This is a genomic window from Aquitalea sp. ASV11 (assembly GCF_016429185.1).
GTDB classification, from domain to species: domain Bacteria; phylum Pseudomonadota; class Gammaproteobacteria; order Burkholderiales; family Chromobacteriaceae; genus Aquitalea; species Aquitalea pelogenes.
This window is the reverse complement of record NZ_JAELUD010000032.1, coordinates 16193-31865: the sequence shown is the minus strand read 5'-3', so window position 1 is coordinate 31865 and position 15673 is coordinate 16193. Positions and strand designations below refer to the sequence as shown.

At 59.7% G+C, this 15673-nt stretch carries 12 protein-coding genes and 1 CRISPR repeat array (1 of these 13 only partly in view); of the genes, 4 read left to right on the top strand and 8 right to left on the bottom strand.

Annotation, left to right across the window (positions count from 1 at the left end; genetic code table 11):
• A CRISPR array of direct repeats spans positions 1-2151; the repeat unit is 28 nt; unit sequence TTTCTGAGCTGCCTATCCGGCAGTGAAC (it extends 640 nt beyond the left edge of the window).
• A gap of 161 nt (positions 2152-2312) precedes the next feature.
• From cas6f to cas1f, 6 genes are all read right to left on the bottom strand, one after another.
• Positions 2313-2897: a type I-F CRISPR-associated endoribonuclease Cas6/Csy4 gene (gene cas6f, locus JHD62_RS11830; protein ID WP_199103061.1), complete on the bottom strand. Its 585-nt coding sequence runs from the start codon at positions 2895-2897 to the stop codon at positions 2313-2315.
• A complete protein-coding gene (gene csy3 / locus JHD62_RS11825; RefSeq protein WP_199103060.1) occupies positions 2897-3919 on the bottom strand; it encodes a type I-F CRISPR-associated protein Csy3 in 1023 nt (340 codons plus the stop codon). Before csy3 ends, cas6f begins: the two co-directional genes overlap by 1 nt.
• Positions 3916-4902, bottom strand: a complete 987-nt coding sequence (csy2, locus tag JHD62_RS11820; RefSeq protein WP_199103059.1) for a type I-F CRISPR-associated protein Csy2 — start codon at positions 4900-4902, stop codon at positions 3916-3918. Before csy2 ends, csy3 begins: the two co-directional genes overlap by 4 nt.
• On the bottom strand, positions 4899-6236 hold the full coding sequence (csy1, locus tag JHD62_RS11815) for a type I-F CRISPR-associated protein Csy1 (protein WP_199103058.1): 1338 nt from the start codon (positions 6234-6236) through the stop codon (positions 4899-4901). The genes csy2 and csy1 overlap by 4 nt, the downstream gene beginning before the upstream one ends.
• Before the next feature lie 154 nt (positions 6237-6390).
• Positions 6391-9753, bottom strand: coding sequence for a type I-F CRISPR-associated helicase Cas3f (gene cas3f / locus JHD62_RS11810; RefSeq protein WP_199103057.1), 3363 nt, complete (start codon positions 9751-9753; stop codon positions 6391-6393).
• Positions 9750-10727 (bottom strand): type I-F CRISPR-associated endonuclease Cas1f, encoded by a 978-nt coding sequence (gene cas1f / locus JHD62_RS11805; RefSeq protein ID WP_199103056.1) that lies wholly within the window; start codon positions 10725-10727, stop codon positions 9750-9752. Before cas1f ends, cas3f begins: the two co-directional genes overlap by 4 nt.
• Before the next feature lie 372 nt (positions 10728-11099).
• Between cas1f and JHD62_RS11800 the strand changes: the two genes are divergently transcribed.
• The 4 genes from JHD62_RS11800 (at position 11100) to JHD62_RS11785 (ending at position 13770) form a co-directional block, all read left to right on the top strand.
• Entirely contained in the window at positions 11100-11384 is a 285-nt protein-coding gene (locus JHD62_RS11800) for a type II toxin-antitoxin system Phd/YefM family antitoxin (protein WP_199103055.1), read from the top strand.
• Positions 11347-11643, top strand: coding sequence for a Txe/YoeB family addiction module toxin (locus tag JHD62_RS11795; protein ID WP_233160887.1), 297 nt, complete (start codon positions 11347-11349; stop codon positions 11641-11643). The genes JHD62_RS11800 and JHD62_RS11795 overlap by 38 nt, the downstream gene beginning before the upstream one ends.
• A 264-nt stretch (positions 11644-11907) precedes the next feature.
• Entirely contained in the window at positions 11908-12270 is a 363-nt protein-coding gene (locus JHD62_RS11790; RefSeq protein WP_370541056.1) for a GFA family protein, read from the top strand.
• A gap of 255 nt (positions 12271-12525) precedes the next feature.
• On the top strand, positions 12526-13770 hold the full coding sequence (locus tag JHD62_RS11785; RefSeq protein ID WP_199103054.1) for an ammonium transporter: 1245 nt from the start codon (positions 12526-12528) through the stop codon (positions 13768-13770).
• A gap of 84 nt (positions 13771-13854) precedes the next feature.
• Here the strand turns inward: JHD62_RS11785 and JHD62_RS11780 are convergent, their stop codons facing one another.
• Together JHD62_RS11780 and JHD62_RS11775 are read right to left on the bottom strand one after the other, a co-directional pair.
• Positions 13855-14346, bottom strand: a complete 492-nt coding sequence (locus JHD62_RS11780; protein ID WP_045844859.1) for an aminoacyl-tRNA deacylase — start codon at positions 14344-14346, stop codon at positions 13855-13857.
• Positions 14347-14422: 76 nt separating this feature from the next.
• Complete coding sequence (locus JHD62_RS11775; RefSeq protein WP_199103053.1) at positions 14423-15673, bottom strand: NADH-quinone oxidoreductase subunit F; 1251 nt, start codon at positions 15671-15673, stop codon at positions 14423-14425.

Genomic DNA, 15673 nt, shown 5'->3' with positions numbered 1-15673 from the left:
ACCTTGAGCATGTCCGGGTCTTTCTGAGCTGCCTATCCGGCAGTGAACATGCAACCCAACTTATCCCCCATCCCTGACCATTTCTGAGCTGCCTATCCGGCAGTGAACTTCAGCTAATCATGATTCTGTTTACACGCATTTTTCTGAGCTGCCTATCCGGCAGTGAACCCTTGACCGCATTGGACTGGCGCGGCGGTGCTTTTCTGAGCTGCCTATCCGGCAGTGAACAGCTCGGCGTCTGCAGCCAGCCTGCCGTCGAATTTCTGAGCTGCCTATCCGGCAGTGAACTACGTCAACGCCCAGCGAGTCCATGTCCTCAATTTCTGAGCTGCCTATCCGGCAGTGAACGATAGCTGGCGCAACGGCGACGCGGTGCTGTGTTTCTGAGCTGCCTATCCGGCAGTGAACTGGCCATTGATTATTTTGCGGTAGCCGTTAAATTTCTGAGCTGCCTATCCGGCAGTGAACTGGAATTGTGGGCGGACTTGATGTTGGTAGTTTTTCTGAGCTGCCTATCCGGCAGTGAACTGCACCGTGACATCGCCGGTAAACGTGCTGGTTTTCTGAGCTGCCTATCCGGCAGTGAACATCAATGGGAATCAGGCGCATGTTTTGCTGAACTTTCTGAGCTGCCTATCCGGCAGTGAACATGGCATGCGGCTGCTGGTGACCATTTGGCGTTTTCTGAGCTGCCTATCCGGCAGTGAACTAGCCCAGCCTGCAGGCCGACGGCCATGGCCCTTTCTGAGCTGCCTATCCGGCAGTGAACGCTGCGAATGCTGCTCTGACGCTGAATACTGCTTTCTGAGCTGCCTATCCGGCAGTGAACATCGTTTTGCTGCGCTGCTATGAGGTAGGGATTTTCTGAGCTGCCTATCCGGCAGTGAACTTCTCATGGATTTTGGCGCGCGCCTCCTCCTTTTTCTGAGCTGCCTATCCGGCAGTGAACCCCTGCTACGGCCACCGCGCTGATACCGGCAATTTCTGAGCTGCCTATCCGGCAGTGAACATTTAAAGATGCAGGGGATGGCTACTACGAAGTTTTCTGAGCTGCCTATCCGGCAGTGAACCTTATCTCCCCGGTCGTTCTGGACTCCGTGATTTTCTGAGCTGCCTATCCGGCAGTGAACGATGACGTGGCCCAGCAGATCGGACTTGTAGCTTTCTGAGCTGCCTATCCGGCAGTGAACTTCCAGGCGGTGAACAGGCCAGCCCCTGCTACTTTCTGAGCTGCCTATCCGGCAGTGAACAAAACTCTGGCACCGCTGCTGCGCTCGGTTTTTTTCTGAGCTGCCTATCCGGCAGTGAACTGAAGCTGTTCGCTACCACGCGAGCCCATACCTTTCTGAGCTGCCTATCCGGCAGTGAACGTACTGGGTATGGATGCTGGTCTGTCGACACTTTTCTGAGCTGCCTATCCGGCAGTGAACGACTGGTTTGTCGCTGACAAGTCGATGACCTGTTTCTGAGCTGCCTATCCGGCAGTGAACGGATCATGCGTGACCGTCGAGGTAATGCAGTATTTCTGAGCTGCCTATCCGGCAGTGAACTGCCGGGAGACGTTGAAGCTTCCGCCCACCAATTTCTGAGCTGCCTATCCGGCAGTGAACTGTCTGTGTCAGCAACTTTTTGAGCGCCACCCTTTCTGAGCTGCCTATCCGGCAGTGAACAGCAGCATGTGATTACCGAACAAGAGCACGCCGTTTCTGAGCTGCCTATCCGGCAGTGAACGATGTTGGCCGCCGGCACTGACTGTCATCAGCTTTCTGAGCTGCCTATCCGGCAGTGAACGCGAACGGCGGCCCGGCTGGCCCGACCAACAATTTCTGAGCTGCCTATCCGGCAGTGAACGGGAGCGCTTGTTCATGTGCGCCCGCCGTGACTTTCTGAGCTGCCTATCCGGCAGTGAACTTTTTGTCGGATGATGAAATTGGATGCCTGATTTTCTGAGCTGCCTATCCGGCAGTGAACACAGTCCGGGAGCTAGTCGATACTGCGCCAGTTTTCTGAGCTGCCTATCCGGCAGTGAACTTCACCGGCCTGCGCTTCCCAAAGTTCTTTGTTTTCTGAGCTGCCTATCCGGCAGTGAACAGAAGCACCCCAAGCTTGCATTCCAGGGTCAATTTCTGAGCTGCCTATCCGGCAGTGAACTAGACGCCATCTGGCGGGTTTGCTTGGCAGGTGAGGCCAGGGGCCATTTTAGCGGTGCAACCCCTTTTTTGTCGCCTGGTGCTAACTGATTGATTTTTAAGGATCGTGCTGATGGGCAAAAAAAAGGGTAGCAGCCTGCCTTTGGCCGCTACCCTTTGCCCTTACCAACTGGGCAGGGTGGCGCTGCTGCTTAGCCCGTAGCTGTTGAACTCGCCGCGGGCCGGCTGGCTTGCCGCATGCTGGTCGATAAACAGCAAGAAGCGTTGGCCGGTGCTGCTGCTGTCCAGCGTGATGAAAGGCAGCGGCAGGCGCTGGGCTTTGCTGTCCGGAAGGCGGCGCAGTGCTTCGGCTGCGCTTACGCCGCAGCGACGGATCAGCCTGGCGCGTTCGCGGGCGGGGTTGCTTTTGGCTTGCCGCCGTTGTACGCGAATGGCCTGGGTGGTGGCGGGTACGGGGCGGATGTTGCCGATGAGTGCGTAATCGGCAAAGCCGCTGGCCCAGTGGCTGGCCATCAGGCTGTCTAGTGCGGCGGCACTGCCGTGTAGCCGCAGGGTTTGCCCCAGGCCGGGGGGCGTGCGCTTGTTGTCTTGCTGGCTGCCGGTGGTGTAGCCGGGAAAGCTGACGCCGATGTCGCTGCGTTGCTGGGCGCTCAGTGCGCGGTGCAGCTTGGCGTACAGGGCATTGAGCAATACCGGGGCGGTAAAGTCGGCATCCGGCAGCAGGCGGATATCCAGGTAGTGGTCCATCAGCCGGCCTCGCCAAACACGCCGCCACGAATCAGGGTGGCGATGACAAAGTGCTGCTGCTCGGTGTCCGGTTTGCTGTCTTTCAGCACCCAGTTGTCCAGCAGGGTGTAGAAGTCCTGCTTTTGCTTGGGCTGGCGGTAGGCTTTGCCCTGGGTGGTGACGGAGCCGTAGGGTTCGATGGCGATGGGGCCGTTGTCGGCGGCTTCCGGATACCAGGTGTCGATGGTGCGCAGGGCGTTGCCGATTTTCTGCGAGTGGATAGCGGCGATGCGGGCTTCGTCTTGCTGCACCAGGTAGAGGGTTTTGCTTTTGTCGCCACGGCCACGGTCCAGAATCAGTTCCTGGCTGGGGAATACTTCCTGGCCGTTGCCGCTGCGCACATAGGCGTCGATGTGCAACAGCACATGCTGACTGCCGGCCAGTCCTTCGGCAATCAAGTCCCCCAGGCTGTCGACTTGTTCATTACGCTCCAGGCTGCGCAGGCTGAGGGCAAGGGCGTCAAATTGCCAATGGCGCACGGCCTTGCCGTCTTGCCATTGGGCAATGTGGATTTCCACTTGCTCGGCCCCTACACGGTTGCGCCACAGAAAGCGGCCATTGGCCAGGTTGGCGGCGTAACGGCGTGCCAGTTCGCCAAAGCCGTGTTCCTGGCGGTAGCCGTCTATGGTTTGCAGCAGCTTGCTGCGGTAGTCCGCCTTGTTGCAGGCCGAGGGTTCACCCACGCCAGCCAGTACGCGCAGGGTGAAGCTGACTTTCAGGGTGTCGGCATTGTGGGGCAGGGTGGCCACGTCAACGGTTTGCAGATTGGGGTTTTCGATCATGGCATCCAGCTTGAGCGGGTCCTGATCCTTGGTTTTCAGGCGGTTGGAGATGGTGCCGCGTACCGATTTTTCCCGTACTTCCACATGGGGCCAGCGCTGGCTTGCTGTGCGTTCTTCCCATTTGCCGGCATAAAACAGGGCATCGGACGGGTCCAGTTTGCGTTCGAAAGCGAGGACGGAGGCGTTTTCCAGTTTGCTCATGCGAGTTCTCCCAAAATGGCTGGTTCGGTGGCGCGGGTAAGGTGGTAGTCGTTGTGGCAGCGGTATACCCCACTGCTGGCGTCGTGGCTGGGGTACCACAGCAGTTGTCGGTAGTCGGTGAGGCGGTGCGGGCTGAGCCATTCGCCCAGCGAATACAGGCTTTCGACAAAACGCACCGGGGTGGTTTCGTCACGGCAATGGGCTACGCTGCCGGGCGGGTACAGCGGCGTAAGCGCGCCATAGCCCACTGGCAGCGGCACAATCCAGCCGTGGCCTTGTTGGCGTGAGTGTTGCCAGCTTATCTGGCCCTGTTCATCGGCTACCGGGTAGTGATTCAAGCGGCACTGGTCTAGCCAGGCGTCCAGTCGGCTGTTGTTGGTGGCCTCACCCGGTTGGGCTGGCGGTAGCAGGTCGTCGCGGGCTACCAGTGCATAGCCGGGCATCAGCCAGCGGCGCAGTTGGCGGAACTGGCGTTGTTGATCTTCAGTATTTTCTGGCAGGTGGGTAAGCCTGGGCTGCCAGCGGCCATGGCCGGGCAGGATGCTGCCCCCCGCCACACGCAAGCTGTGCAAGCACTGCTGGATGGTGTTGGCCAGTTGGTCCAGCGTGGGCTGGCTGGCGCTGGCAAGGGTGTCTCCGAGTGCCAAGCCAAATACCAGGGATAGCTCCAGGTGAATGTGGCCTTCTTCCACAATGGCAGCGGTGCTGCCGTCTTTGCTTAGCGGGTTGCGGCTGAGGTTGAAACGCTGGGTGTAATCGCCATTAGTTTGGGCCTGATAGTGGTGGTTGATGATGCCCACGCCAATCATGTCCAGGTCCAGTTCCGGCCCCAGTTTGCGCCGCAACGCGGTCATCAAACCGGTGAAGGCGGTGGGGCCGGGGTGGCCCCAGCTGTGCGGCCCGCTGATGGCGTTGGCGTTTTGCACGCGCAGGTGCGGAATGTGCAGCAGGGCGTTGATGCCGGGCAGGCGGGTTTGCGTCATGCCGGTGCTCCTTGTTGCAGATGGTCCAGCTGGCTTTGCCAGCCAGCGTCCTGGGCAAGTTGGCGGCGCCAGAAGTCGAATTCTGCCTCGGCCAGGTGCAGGCCTTTGCTTTCCAGCCGCTGGTTCAGCCAGTAGGCAAAGTCTGCGGCCAGTTGTTGTGGCCAGTCTTGCCACTGGAATTGCAGATTGAAGTCGGCATTCTGCCCGGCGCGGTAGGGGTCCAGCCAGCATTGCTGGGCCAGGGGCAGCTGGCAGTCGGGGTGGTCCGTCCAGCCGGGGGGCAGGGTGTTGCTGTAGGCAGCACCAAATTGCAATAGCTCGCCAAACAGCTCGGCCAGGTAGTTTTCCCGCCGCTGCCTGATGTGAATGGTGTTGTGTTCCGGCTTGAGCTTGCCCAGGAACTGGCCAAACTCGCGTAGCAGACTGCGCACGGCCTTGCGCTTGCCAAAGCGCCGGAAGGCGTTGTCCAGATGGTAAAGCGGCTGGGTTTCGCTGCTGTCCCATTGTGGTGGCAGGCTGGCCAGCAGGTAGTTGCTGCCCCGGCGTTCGCTATTGAGCTGCGAGATGTTTTGCGGCTTGGTGCCGCCTTTTTTCTCTTCGGCCAGTTGCGGGTAGTCGTGGTAGCCGTGCGGATGGTGGCTGCCGTCGCGCCGTGCCTGTCGTGCCGCCTTGGCCGCTTCGCCAAAGCGGTGTTCCTGAATGCGGCCATACAACCAATGGCTGAGCGCGCTGGAGTTGAGGATGGACAGCAGGTGGTAATGGCTGTCGTCAGTGGCGTCGGCAGGGTAGTTGTCCGGCGATACCGGCCAGTAGATTTGTTTGGCCAGCGTGTGGGAGGCCGGGCCGCCAGCTGCTTCGGTAATGCTGCAAAAAGCTGCACGCCACTGGCTGGCGACGGTGCTGTCGTGATGCAGGGCTTGCAACAGTTCGGCATCGTCTGCTTGCAGCATCTGCAACAGCGTTTGGCCCTGGTATTCCAGCTTGAGAAATTTATAGACATCCAGCGCGGCGGCATTGCCCACCACGTCACTGGCAAAGTCACTCAGGCAATGGGTGCCGATTTCCTGGCGTTGCGGCAGGCTGTCTGGCGGGGCAAACAGGCTGCTGCCACGCGCGTCCGGGTGGGTGGCTTTTTGCGGGTGCGTCACCAGTTGCAGCTGCGTCACGCGGCGGGCGGCATCGGCCAGCCAGCTGTGGGGCTGGTATTGTGCGGTGAGTTCGCTGCGTTTGGGGTCGTCGGGGGAGAGTTTGTCCAGCTTGTCGGTAAGTCGACTGCCGATAAATTCAGCAATCAATTGCTGTAAGGCTTGTCTGCGTGGGGTTGCTTGCTCCATATCCTCCACCTGTTGGTTATGACGGATAAGCTTGTGCTGCCGGTGATGTCTTTGGCATTGATGGGTGACGCTAACACTCGAATGGCATGTTCTCAAGCGGGATAGGTCTGTCTGAAGACAGGATTTGATGTGGATTAATGCCACAGCAGGCCTGCTAACTATCCGAATCTGCTGAGCGTAAACGGCCAAACCCCAGTGCCGGATGAAACAGCCACTGCTGATTGCCTGCTGTCTTCACGCGCAAACGCAGCCTGCCGTAGCGGCGTGCGCAGTCTTCCTGCGACATGTCCAGCGCGTTGGCCAGCTGTTCCAGCTCAGCCAGATAATTGCTGCTGCCCCAGGGGCGGATGCCGGTGCCGCCCAGCAGGGTGTTGTCGGCAAGGTGGTGTAGCAGGTGATCGCTTTTCAGCCAGTCGATCTGGCCGCGTTGCTGGCCTTGTTCCAGCCGCAACAGGCTTAGGCCGCTGGCGCTGTCTTCATCCGGCAGCAATGCCAGCTCCCATTCCTCGCCATGGCTCAGGCGGAAGGGCTGTGTGCGTTGCAGGGCGGCGTGCAGCATGGCGTGTGGCCATTGCCAGCAGGTGGCGGCGCAGAGCCTGGCTTCGCCAGTGCTGTTGCGGCGCAGCCTCGGCTGGTGGGTCTGGTTGAGGTCGACTTGCAGGCGGCGGTGTTCCAGGTCGATCAGGCTGCCGCGCGGGCACTGCTCTGCCTCCGGGCGGGCCAGCAGGCGTGGGCGGGAGTCCAGGTGCTGGTACTCGTCGGCGCGTAGCAAAATGCTTAGGTCGGTTTCATCCAGGGGGAAGTCCTGGTTTTCAAAGCCGGGGCGGCAATAGGCTGGTTTCTTGCCCTGCCAGGCGGCCAGGTTGTATTGCAATATCAACAGATTGCATACGCTCCACGGCTGTGGCCAATGGCGGCGCACCCGTCCCGCCAGCTGGATAAGCGAGCGCATGGAGGAGGGTTCGGCAATCGCCCAGTTGTAGCAGTGGTCGCGGCCTACTTCGCTGACCGGGGACGACAGCACGATGAATACGTGGTCGGCAGCCGGGTTGCCATCCAGTCGGCGGCGGATGTCCGGCAGGCTGAACAGTGCTTGCGGGTCGTGCCGGGTGAGGGCAGCGTCCAACTGGCGTTCAACGGCGGAGCGTAGCAGCAAGGGGTATTGCGCGTGGTACACGCACAGATGAATCTGCACGTCAGCCGGTGCGTCCTGCCGGTATAGGGCCTGCGCCAGCGGGATGATGTCGTCCAGGTGTGCCAGACGAATCAGCCCGATGCTGACCCGCTTGCCGCTGCTGGGGTCGATATCGTGGTTGTGGCGGTGTAATTGCAGCGCGTGTTGCCCGAGCAGCCTGGCCAGGGGCGCGGCCATATCACGGTGCTGACGCGGAATGCCGGTCAGCGGCAGAAGCGCTGCGCGGCGGCGTACAGCCTGGCCTTCCAGCCAACTGGCACGATTGGCGGCAAATTGCTGATGGCTGGCAGCAAAGCTGGCGCTATCCGGGCAGTCTGTGGCGTGGCTGCTTTGTTCATCCACCCACAGGCAGCAAATATTCAGTAGCTGGCCGGGCTGGCCTCGGTGTTGCTGATACTGCCGGCGTCCGGCCAGGTAGGCATCAAACAGGCACTGTACCAGGGCCGGGGGTAGGGTGGCGGAGGATAGCAGCACCCGGCTGCCCAGCAGGCCCGCCCAGTAAACCAGCCGGGTGAGGGCTGGCAGGTCTTCCACCGAAAAATCATCCGGTTCGTCCAGTACCAGGTCGGAACTCATCAGCCGCAGCATGGGGGCGATTTGTCGCCCACCACGGGTGGCTTCGGTGGCCGGAGTAAGGTGGTCGATGGTGCACACCAACACCGGAGCGGCCAGCAGGGCGTTGAATTGCGGGTCGTGGCTAAGCTGCTGTAATAGCGGGTGATCGGCCTGGCCATCAAACAGCACCGGGCTTTCTTCATCCAGCAGGGCTTGGGCCGAGGCCGAGCCACTGGCTTCGGCCTGCCGGGCTTGCTGTTCAAATAATTCACGGCTGGCGCTGCCGCCAACGCGGATGGCCAGTTGATCGGTACCCAGTTGCAGTCGTTCGCGGAAGGCCTGGCCGGTTTGCAAGGTGAGCGTGCGTAAACCCAGTGCAAAAGCACAGCGCATGCCGCGGCCAGGCGTGGCCAGCGCGTACATGATGCGGGCATTGCCCAGTGTTTTGCCGCAGCCGGTGGAGGCCAGGTTCACGATGAATGCGCCTTGGCTGGCCGCGCGCTCGCGCAGGCTGCTGGCCAGGTCATGGGCTTTGTTTTGCCAGGCAAAGCGTGCATCGGTGCTGCGCTTTTGCAAGGCCCGGCAGCGTCCCAGCGCGGGCAGGGCGCGTGCGAGGTCGGGTAAGGCCACGGCGGCGTGCAAGGCATGGCGGGCCACGCCGGTCAGGTGTTCCGGCAGGGTCTGGTTGAAGCGGCGGCTGGTTCCAGCGGGTAAGGACGGGTCGCGGCGCAAGGTGTTGGCAAAGGCAATCTTTTTTTCCTGCCCGCTCTGCCAGCTTTGTTTGACGGTTTGGCTGGAAAAATGGTGGTCGGCCAGCATCAGGGTGAGGCGTGCCAAATGCAGCGGGTACACCTGGTCTAGCCAGACGGTGCCGCTTGCTCTGGCAGCCAGCTGCCCGGCCAGTTTTGCCACTCGTGCACACCATGTGCTGTCGTCGCAAGGCAGGCCGTAGGGAAACTGCCAATATGGCGTGGCTTCGGTTTTGCTGACCGGGTCGCAAGGCTGATTCCAGTTGTGGTTGAGGTCTTGTAGACCGGTGCTCAGATGACTGCCCTTAATGGGCTCGGTATCAGTCAGTGGCAGGCGGTGGTGGCTGAGCACCAGCCAGGCGATGGCGGCTGCCAGCGGTGGCAATGCCCCCCGCTGAAACGGCTTTTTGTCTGCCGCGCCTGGGTCCATGCCATCGCGCAAACCGGCTTGTTGCAAGCAGCTTTCCCAGACGGAGGTGGTCATCTGGGCAGGGTCTTGCAGGCGTGCCAGCCAGCCTGCATCGTCGTCGCTGCCGACAAAGCCCTGCAGCAGGCGCAAGGACACCCATTCATGCCGATAGAGATTGGCGGGCTGAGGCTTGTCACTGCGCAGCCGCTGCTGAAAGGCCTGGCAGGCTTTGCCCAGGTCGTGAAACAAGGCCGCTAGCCCGGCCAGCAGCCGGATGTCTTCGCCACTGTGCCAATCGTTTTCGTCCTGGCTGCGTAGTACATCATGCACGGTGGTATTGGTAGGGGTATTGCCTTGGGCATTGAAACGGCGGGCATCGCCCACAATCCACAGCAATTCGGCGTGGTCACGGCCACGCAGCCAATGGCAGGCCACGGCGGTATTCTTGCGCGCCGTTTTGCGCAGCAAGCGGTGCAAGGTGTCCAGCCCGGCCTGGGTGATGGGGGTTTGCCAGCTGCGGTCGCCTTTGCGTTCGGCAAACTGGTCCAGAATGCGGCGTGTTTCAGTCAGCGCGCGTTTGTCGCACTGGGAAATTAGCAGGATATTCATGCCTTGGCACGGCCTTGTGTTTCGGCAATGCTTTTCAGTTGATCAATCATGAAATCCAGTGCCTCGCTGCGTAGTAGTTGTTCGATGCAGCACTGGCGGAATGTCTGTTCATCGTCACCGCGCATGGCACTGACAAAGGCCTGCGGCAGGACGATGGCGTCCTTGACCAGATCTGCCGCGTCAAACACCAGGCCGCCACGACGGGTTTTGCCATGCAGGATGGCCAGGCCATGCGGCAAGCCCAGCACCCAGGTGGCGGTGGCACCCAGGCCATAGGCCAGATAATTGCCATGGTCGAGAAAGCGGTTGGCCGGGTCGCTGCCGCTGCCGCGTTTGGCACGGGTGAAGTCGCCATAGCTGGCGGCTTGTGCGGCCAAGCGGAACAGCAGTTTGGACAGGCGGGCTTCTTCTGTCAGCAGCCCGGTGTGGTCCACCGCATGGTTGATGGCTTGTGCCGAGGCTTGCAGTGCCTCACTCAGGCGGCTTTCATCAATGACAAAACCGGCTTCGCGCAGCTGACGGTTGCCCGTCCATTGCCGTTGGATGCGCTCCAGCCTGGCCTGTTGCAGCTGTTTGGCGGCAGCCAGCCGTTTGGATTCGTCAAACCAGAAGCCCACCCAGTACTGCAAGTATTCGGTTGGCCGGTATTCGGATTGCGGCGATTGCCAGGCGATATCCAGTTCGCGCTCACCCGCAGTAAACAGCGGCGTGCCGCCACCGCCGCAGAAGCCCACCATCACGCCCGCCTTGGCCAGTTCGCGCATGGCAGCCTGGGTGATGGAGGTGCCGGTGCCCAGTAGCAAGGTGGTGGTGTTGGCAATGGGAATATTCCAGTACAGCGACTGTTTGCCCTGATCCGTTACATATTCAACCCGACCACCGTTGACCAGTACGCGGCAGTGTTCCAGGTAATAGAGATGTGCGCGCTTCGAGTGCAGGATGGTTTTGAGGTCGGACGGTGAAATGTCATCCATGACGATGCCTCGCTTCACAGAAAAGGACAATGTGCAGCAGATTATGCCATTTTACATGCAAAGGTCATGTTCTGAGTGTATGGCTACCGGGCTTGCCGCAAGACCTAAGAGGGATGAAAGGGATCTTTGGTCAAGCAAAGATTCCTATCCCGTAAGCCTGGCGGAAGCAGCACTCAATCCAGCATTCGCTACCCTGCGGGTTGCTTGAGGAGGTTTGAAACCACCGGCACTACACAAAAATGGTGCATCTCCAGCTGTGCCTTGCTATTGCGTACAGGATCTTGTACGCTTTTGATGTCTGTCCGCCAATGCAGACAACTAAAAGGAATTTCTAAGCATGTTAAGCAGCAATCAGAAGAAGGGAAGTGTGGCATGCGCGTTTTGACATTCTCTGAAGCTCGCGCCGGGTTTAAGAATGTTATGGATGATGTTTGCAACGATCATGAGCCTGTAGTTATCACGCGGGTAAATGGTCAGCACGTCGTGATGCTGTCCATGGAAGATTTCAACAGCATGGAAGAAACCATGTATTTGCTGGGGTCTGAAAAAAATGCTAATCGACTGCGTGCCTCCATAGCAAACCTGAAAGCCGGCAAGTTAATCAATAAGGAAATTGAACTTGTCAGCGAAGCAGAACAACAAACAGTCCGCCGTTAAATTTGCAGCGATTTCATTTACTCCGGAAGGCTGGGAAGATTATCTTTTCTGGCAAGAAAATGATGTGAAGATATTGGCTCGCATCAACGCGCTACTGGATGAGTGCTTGAAAACGCCGTTTACCGGTCTTGGTAAACCGGAACCATTGCGGGGCGACTTGACCGGATACTGGTCGCGGCGGATCAATAAAGAGCATCGCCTGGTTTACCTTCCACAAGCTGGCCAGCTGATTGTTTTGCAGTGCCGTTATCACTACTAACAATGCCCGGAATGCACCGGGCATTTTCTTTTGTGCGACCTGTTTTCTCCTGACTTTCCCGAAATATTCTCCGGCCGCGCACAGGTGCATGCTTGAAGCCTGACAGGCTGCGCGGTGTGATGATGAAAATGACATCGCGTTAGAATGTCAGCCCGCAGCCAAAAGCTGATGTCAGCATCCAGCTGGTGCCCCCCCATCTGCATGGAGTCGCATATGAGTTCCAAATACACAGGGTAGTGTTTGTGTGGCCAAATCCGCTACGCGGTGGATGTTGATCCGCTGTTTGCCGGTAATTGCCACTGCAAGGATTGCCAGCGCACATCTGGCAGTGCCTTTGTTCCGGCGATGATTTTCCCGGCAAGCAAAGTGGTGATTCACGGTGAGCCCCGTTATTTTGTTTCCACATCGGATATCGGAAATGCCCATAGCCGTGGCTTTTGTCCCAATTGTGGCTCCCAGCTGTTTGCCAGATTCAGCCATCTTCCCGATGTGCTGGGTATCAAGGCCGGGACCTTGAATGAAACATCCCGATACCGGCCAATGCTGGATTTCCATGTGGCAAGCGCCGCAGAGTGGGATTTCATGAACCCGGAACTGCTTAAAAAGCAAGGCGCTGCTCAAGCTTAAGCAGTCAACTTTGGCCGGAGGGTGGCCTGTGCCGCCATCCATCGGCTGCTTTGTTCACGACAGAGGGCAGGGCAAGCTCGCCGTACGGGCGCTGTAATGCCAAAGGCCACAGGCCGCGCAAATGATGGCCAGCGGTCTTCCTTCCTGCGTGTGCACATTCTTTTGATCTGGAGCAAACAGGGCTATCGCGCCTGAGCGCAGCATTCGATCCATAAAATATTAGCAATTAATTATTTATGGATAAAGATGTGAACGATGACTGCTCCAATCCCGCCTCTTAATGTGGGTAACACTGGCTTCATGCTGCTGTGTGCCAGCCTGGTCATGCTGATGACGCCTGGGCTGGCTTTCTTTTACGGTGGACTGGTGGGCCGCAAGAATGTGCTGACCATCATGGCACAGAGCTTCATGTCGCTGGGCTGGACCACGGTGCTGTGGTTTGCCTTCGGGTATTCCATGTGCTTTGGCCCAAGCTGGCATGGCATTGTCGGCGACCCTACTTATTATGCCTTCATGCATGGCGTTACCCTCAACACCATGTACACCGGCAATGACGCAGGTATTCCGCTGATTGTGCATGTGGCTTACCAGATGATGTTTGCCATCATCACCCCGGCGCTGATTACCGGTGCCTTTGCCAACCGGGTGACGGTGAAGGCGTATTTCCTGTTTCTTACCGGCTGGCTGGTGCTGGTTTACTTCCCCTTTGTCCACATGATCTGGAGTCCGGACGGCCTGCTGGCCAAGTGGGGCGTGCTGGATTTTGCCGGTGGCATCGTGGTGCACAACACTGCCGGTTTTGCCGCACTGGCTTCGGTACTGTATGTGGGCCGGCGCTCGGTGGTGGAGAACAAGCCGCATAATGTGCCCTTGATTGCCCTTGGCACCGGCTTGCTGTGGTTTGGCTGGTATGGCTTTAATGCCGGGTCCGAACTGCGGGTGGATTTCATCACCGCATCGGCCTTTCTCAATACCGACGTTGCCGCCTCGTTTGCCGGTACGGCCTGGTTTTTTCTTGAGTGGTCTCATGCCCGGCAGCCCAAGTTCATCGGTTTGCTGACGGGTGCGGTGGCGGGCCTTGCCACCATTACGCCAGCGGCGGGCTATGTATCGCTGGGTACGGCTGCGGTCATCGGCGTGATAGCCGCCGTGGTGTGTTACTACGCGGTGCAGCTGAAAAACCGCCTGGGCTGGGATGATGCGCTGGATGTATGGGGCGTGCACGGTGTAGGTGGCTTGCTGGGGACATTGCTGCTGGGGGTGTTCGCCAGCAAGGCCTGGAACCCGGCGGGCGTTGACGGCTTGCTGATGGGTAATCCGGATTTCCTGTGGAAGCAGGTGGTGGCTGCGGTGGTTTCCGGTTTGTGGGCCTTTGGCTTTACCTACGGCATGCTGTGGCTGATCAACAAGATGACGCCGGTGCTGATTGACGAGCATACGCAGGAAACCGGGCTGGATCAGACCTTGCATGGCGAAGAAGCCTACAGCGGGTCGCTGTGAAAACGGGGCCTTTGCCCAGCAAAGGCCCTGCTGTTTTTTTTGTCGGTGGCGGCAGTGTCATTATTTGCCGCCTCGCCTGTTTGCCTACTTCTCCAGCGCCACTTCCACGCAGCGCGCTTGCAGCAGGCGGCCGATGTCCAGCGGGGACATGGCCACTTGCAGGCCGCGGCGGCCGCCGTTGATGTATACCCTGGGTAAATTGAGAATGCTGGCTTCCATGTAAACTGGCATGGGCGTGCGGGTGGCGAAGGGGCTGGTGCCGCCCACCAGATAGCCGGAGTGGCGGTTGGCAATGTCCGGCTTGCAGGGCTGCACTTTCTTGCAGGGCAGCTGGCGGGCCAGTTCCTTGGCCGACACCTTGCGGTCGCCGTGCATCAGCACCACCAGTGGCAGGCCGTCCTGGTCTTCAAACAGCAAGGTCTTGATGACGGCGTGTTCGTCCACCTTCAGTTCGCGTGCCGGGGTGGCGGTGCCGCCGTGTTCTTCATAGCTGTAGGCATGGCAGCTGAAATCCACCTTGTTATCCAGCAGAAAACGTAGTGCCGGGGTGCTGCCGGCTATGCTTGCTTGGCGCATGGTCTTGTTCCATTACTGTTGTTGTTGGTCCGGCAGCGGCTGGCTGCCGGCGTATCTGGTTTCAGGCTGGGTCGGCTCAGGCCTCTGCCGGTGCAGTCAGGCCGTATTCTTGCGGAAAGGTGTGCATCGAGCTTTTCACCACGGTGACAGCACCGTCTATCAGCCCGCAGCGGCCGCTGCCGGGCAGGATCTGGCACAGGTGTTGCAGTGCATCCAGGTCGGCAGGGCTGTGGCGGCCGCCGTCCACCCGGTCCAGCAGGCGGGCCAGCTGGAAGGTACCGCATTTGCAGGACGGGCACTGGCCGCAGGAGCCCTTGGCAAAGAAGTCGATGTATTCCGCCACCTTACGGATGATGCTGCTGCCTTCCGAGATGACAATCATCGCACCGGTGCCCAGTCGGGAATGGCGCAGCCATACCGAGTCGAAATCCAGCGCCACGTCCAGATCACGCGCGGTAAGCAGCGTGTTGGACGGGCCGCCGGTAAACACTGCCTTGAAGGCCTTGCCCTGCAGCATGCCGCCGCCGTAGTGGAACACCAGCTCTTGCAGGCTGGTACCCATGGGCAGCTCGTACAGGCCTGGGCGCAGTACGTCGCCGGACAGCGAGTACAGCTTGGTGCCGCTGGCCTTGCCTACGCCCAGTGCGCGGTACCAGTCGGCACCATGACGCAGGATGTGGCTGACATTGGCCAGGGTTTCCACATTGTTGATCAGCGTGGGCTGGCCGTTGATGCCTTGTTCTGCCGGGAAGGGCGGCTTCTTGCGCGGGAAGGGGAAGCCGGCTTCCAGCGACGCCACCACGGCGGTTTCCTCGCCGCCGATATAGCGGCCGGAGCTGGCCACTACCTTGATTTCCAGCGGGTGGCCCAGGGCCTGCTCCAGCTGTTGCAACAGGGCGCTGTGTTGCCATTGGCTGACTGCCAGTTGCATGTGCTGCATGCTTTGGCCCTGGTGCGGGTTGATGTAGAAGATGACGCAGGCGGCGCGCACGGCCAGCGCGGCAATCAGCGCGCCTTCCACTACCTGATGGGGCGAGGCACTGAGCAAGGTGCGGTCCTTGAAGGTGCCCGGTTCGTCCTCGTTGCCATTGCACACCACGTATTTGTTGTCGCCCACGGCATTGGCGGTGGCTTCCCATTTGCGCCAGGCCGGGAAGCCGGCACCTCCCATGCCGCGCAGGTCGGCGTCGGCAATCTGGCGGATGATGGTGCTGCGGGCACTGAGTGCCGCTTGCAGGCCAAGGCCGCCACCTGTCTGCAGCCAGGCGTCAAGGTTTGGGCCTACCTGCACTGCCGGGTTGAGTAGTACCTGATTGAGTTTTTCCAT

What these genes read in the sequence shown, in the direction of transcription:
- cas6f (WP_199103061.1), bottom strand. Translation starts at nt 2,897, where the DNA reads ATGGACCACTACCTGGATATCCGCCTGCTGCCGGATGCCGACTTTACC.
- csy3 (WP_199103060.1), bottom strand. Translation starts at nt 3,919, where the DNA reads ATGAGCAAACTGGAAAACGCCTCCGTCCTCGCTTTCGAACGCAAACTG.
- csy2 (WP_199103059.1), bottom strand. Translation starts at nt 4,902, where the DNA reads ATGACGCAAACCCGCCTGCCCGGCATCAACGCCCTGCTGCACATTCCG.
- csy1 (WP_199103058.1), bottom strand. Translation starts at nt 6,236, where the DNA reads ATGGAGCAAGCAACCCCACGCAGACAAGCCTTACAGCAATTGATTGCT.
- cas3f (WP_199103057.1), bottom strand. Translation starts at nt 9,753, where the DNA reads ATGAATATCCTGCTAATTTCCCAGTGCGACAAACGCGCGCTGACTGAA.
- cas1f (WP_199103056.1), bottom strand. Translation starts at nt 10,727, where the DNA reads ATGGATGACATTTCACCGTCCGACCTCAAAACCATCCTGCACTCGAAG.
- JHD62_RS11800 (WP_199103055.1), top strand. Translation starts at nt 11,100, where the DNA reads ATGCGCGTTTTGACATTCTCTGAAGCTCGCGCCGGGTTTAAGAATGTT.
- JHD62_RS11785 (WP_199103054.1), top strand. Translation starts at nt 12,526, where the DNA reads ATGACTGCTCCAATCCCGCCTCTTAATGTGGGTAACACTGGCTTCATG.
- JHD62_RS11780 (WP_045844859.1), bottom strand. Translation starts at nt 14,346, where the DNA reads ATGCGCCAAGCAAGCATAGCCGGCAGCACCCCGGCACTACGTTTTCTG.
- JHD62_RS11775 (WP_199103053.1), bottom strand. Translation starts at nt 15,673, where the DNA reads ATGGAAAAACTCAATCAGGTACTACTCAACCCGGCAGTGCAGGTAGGC.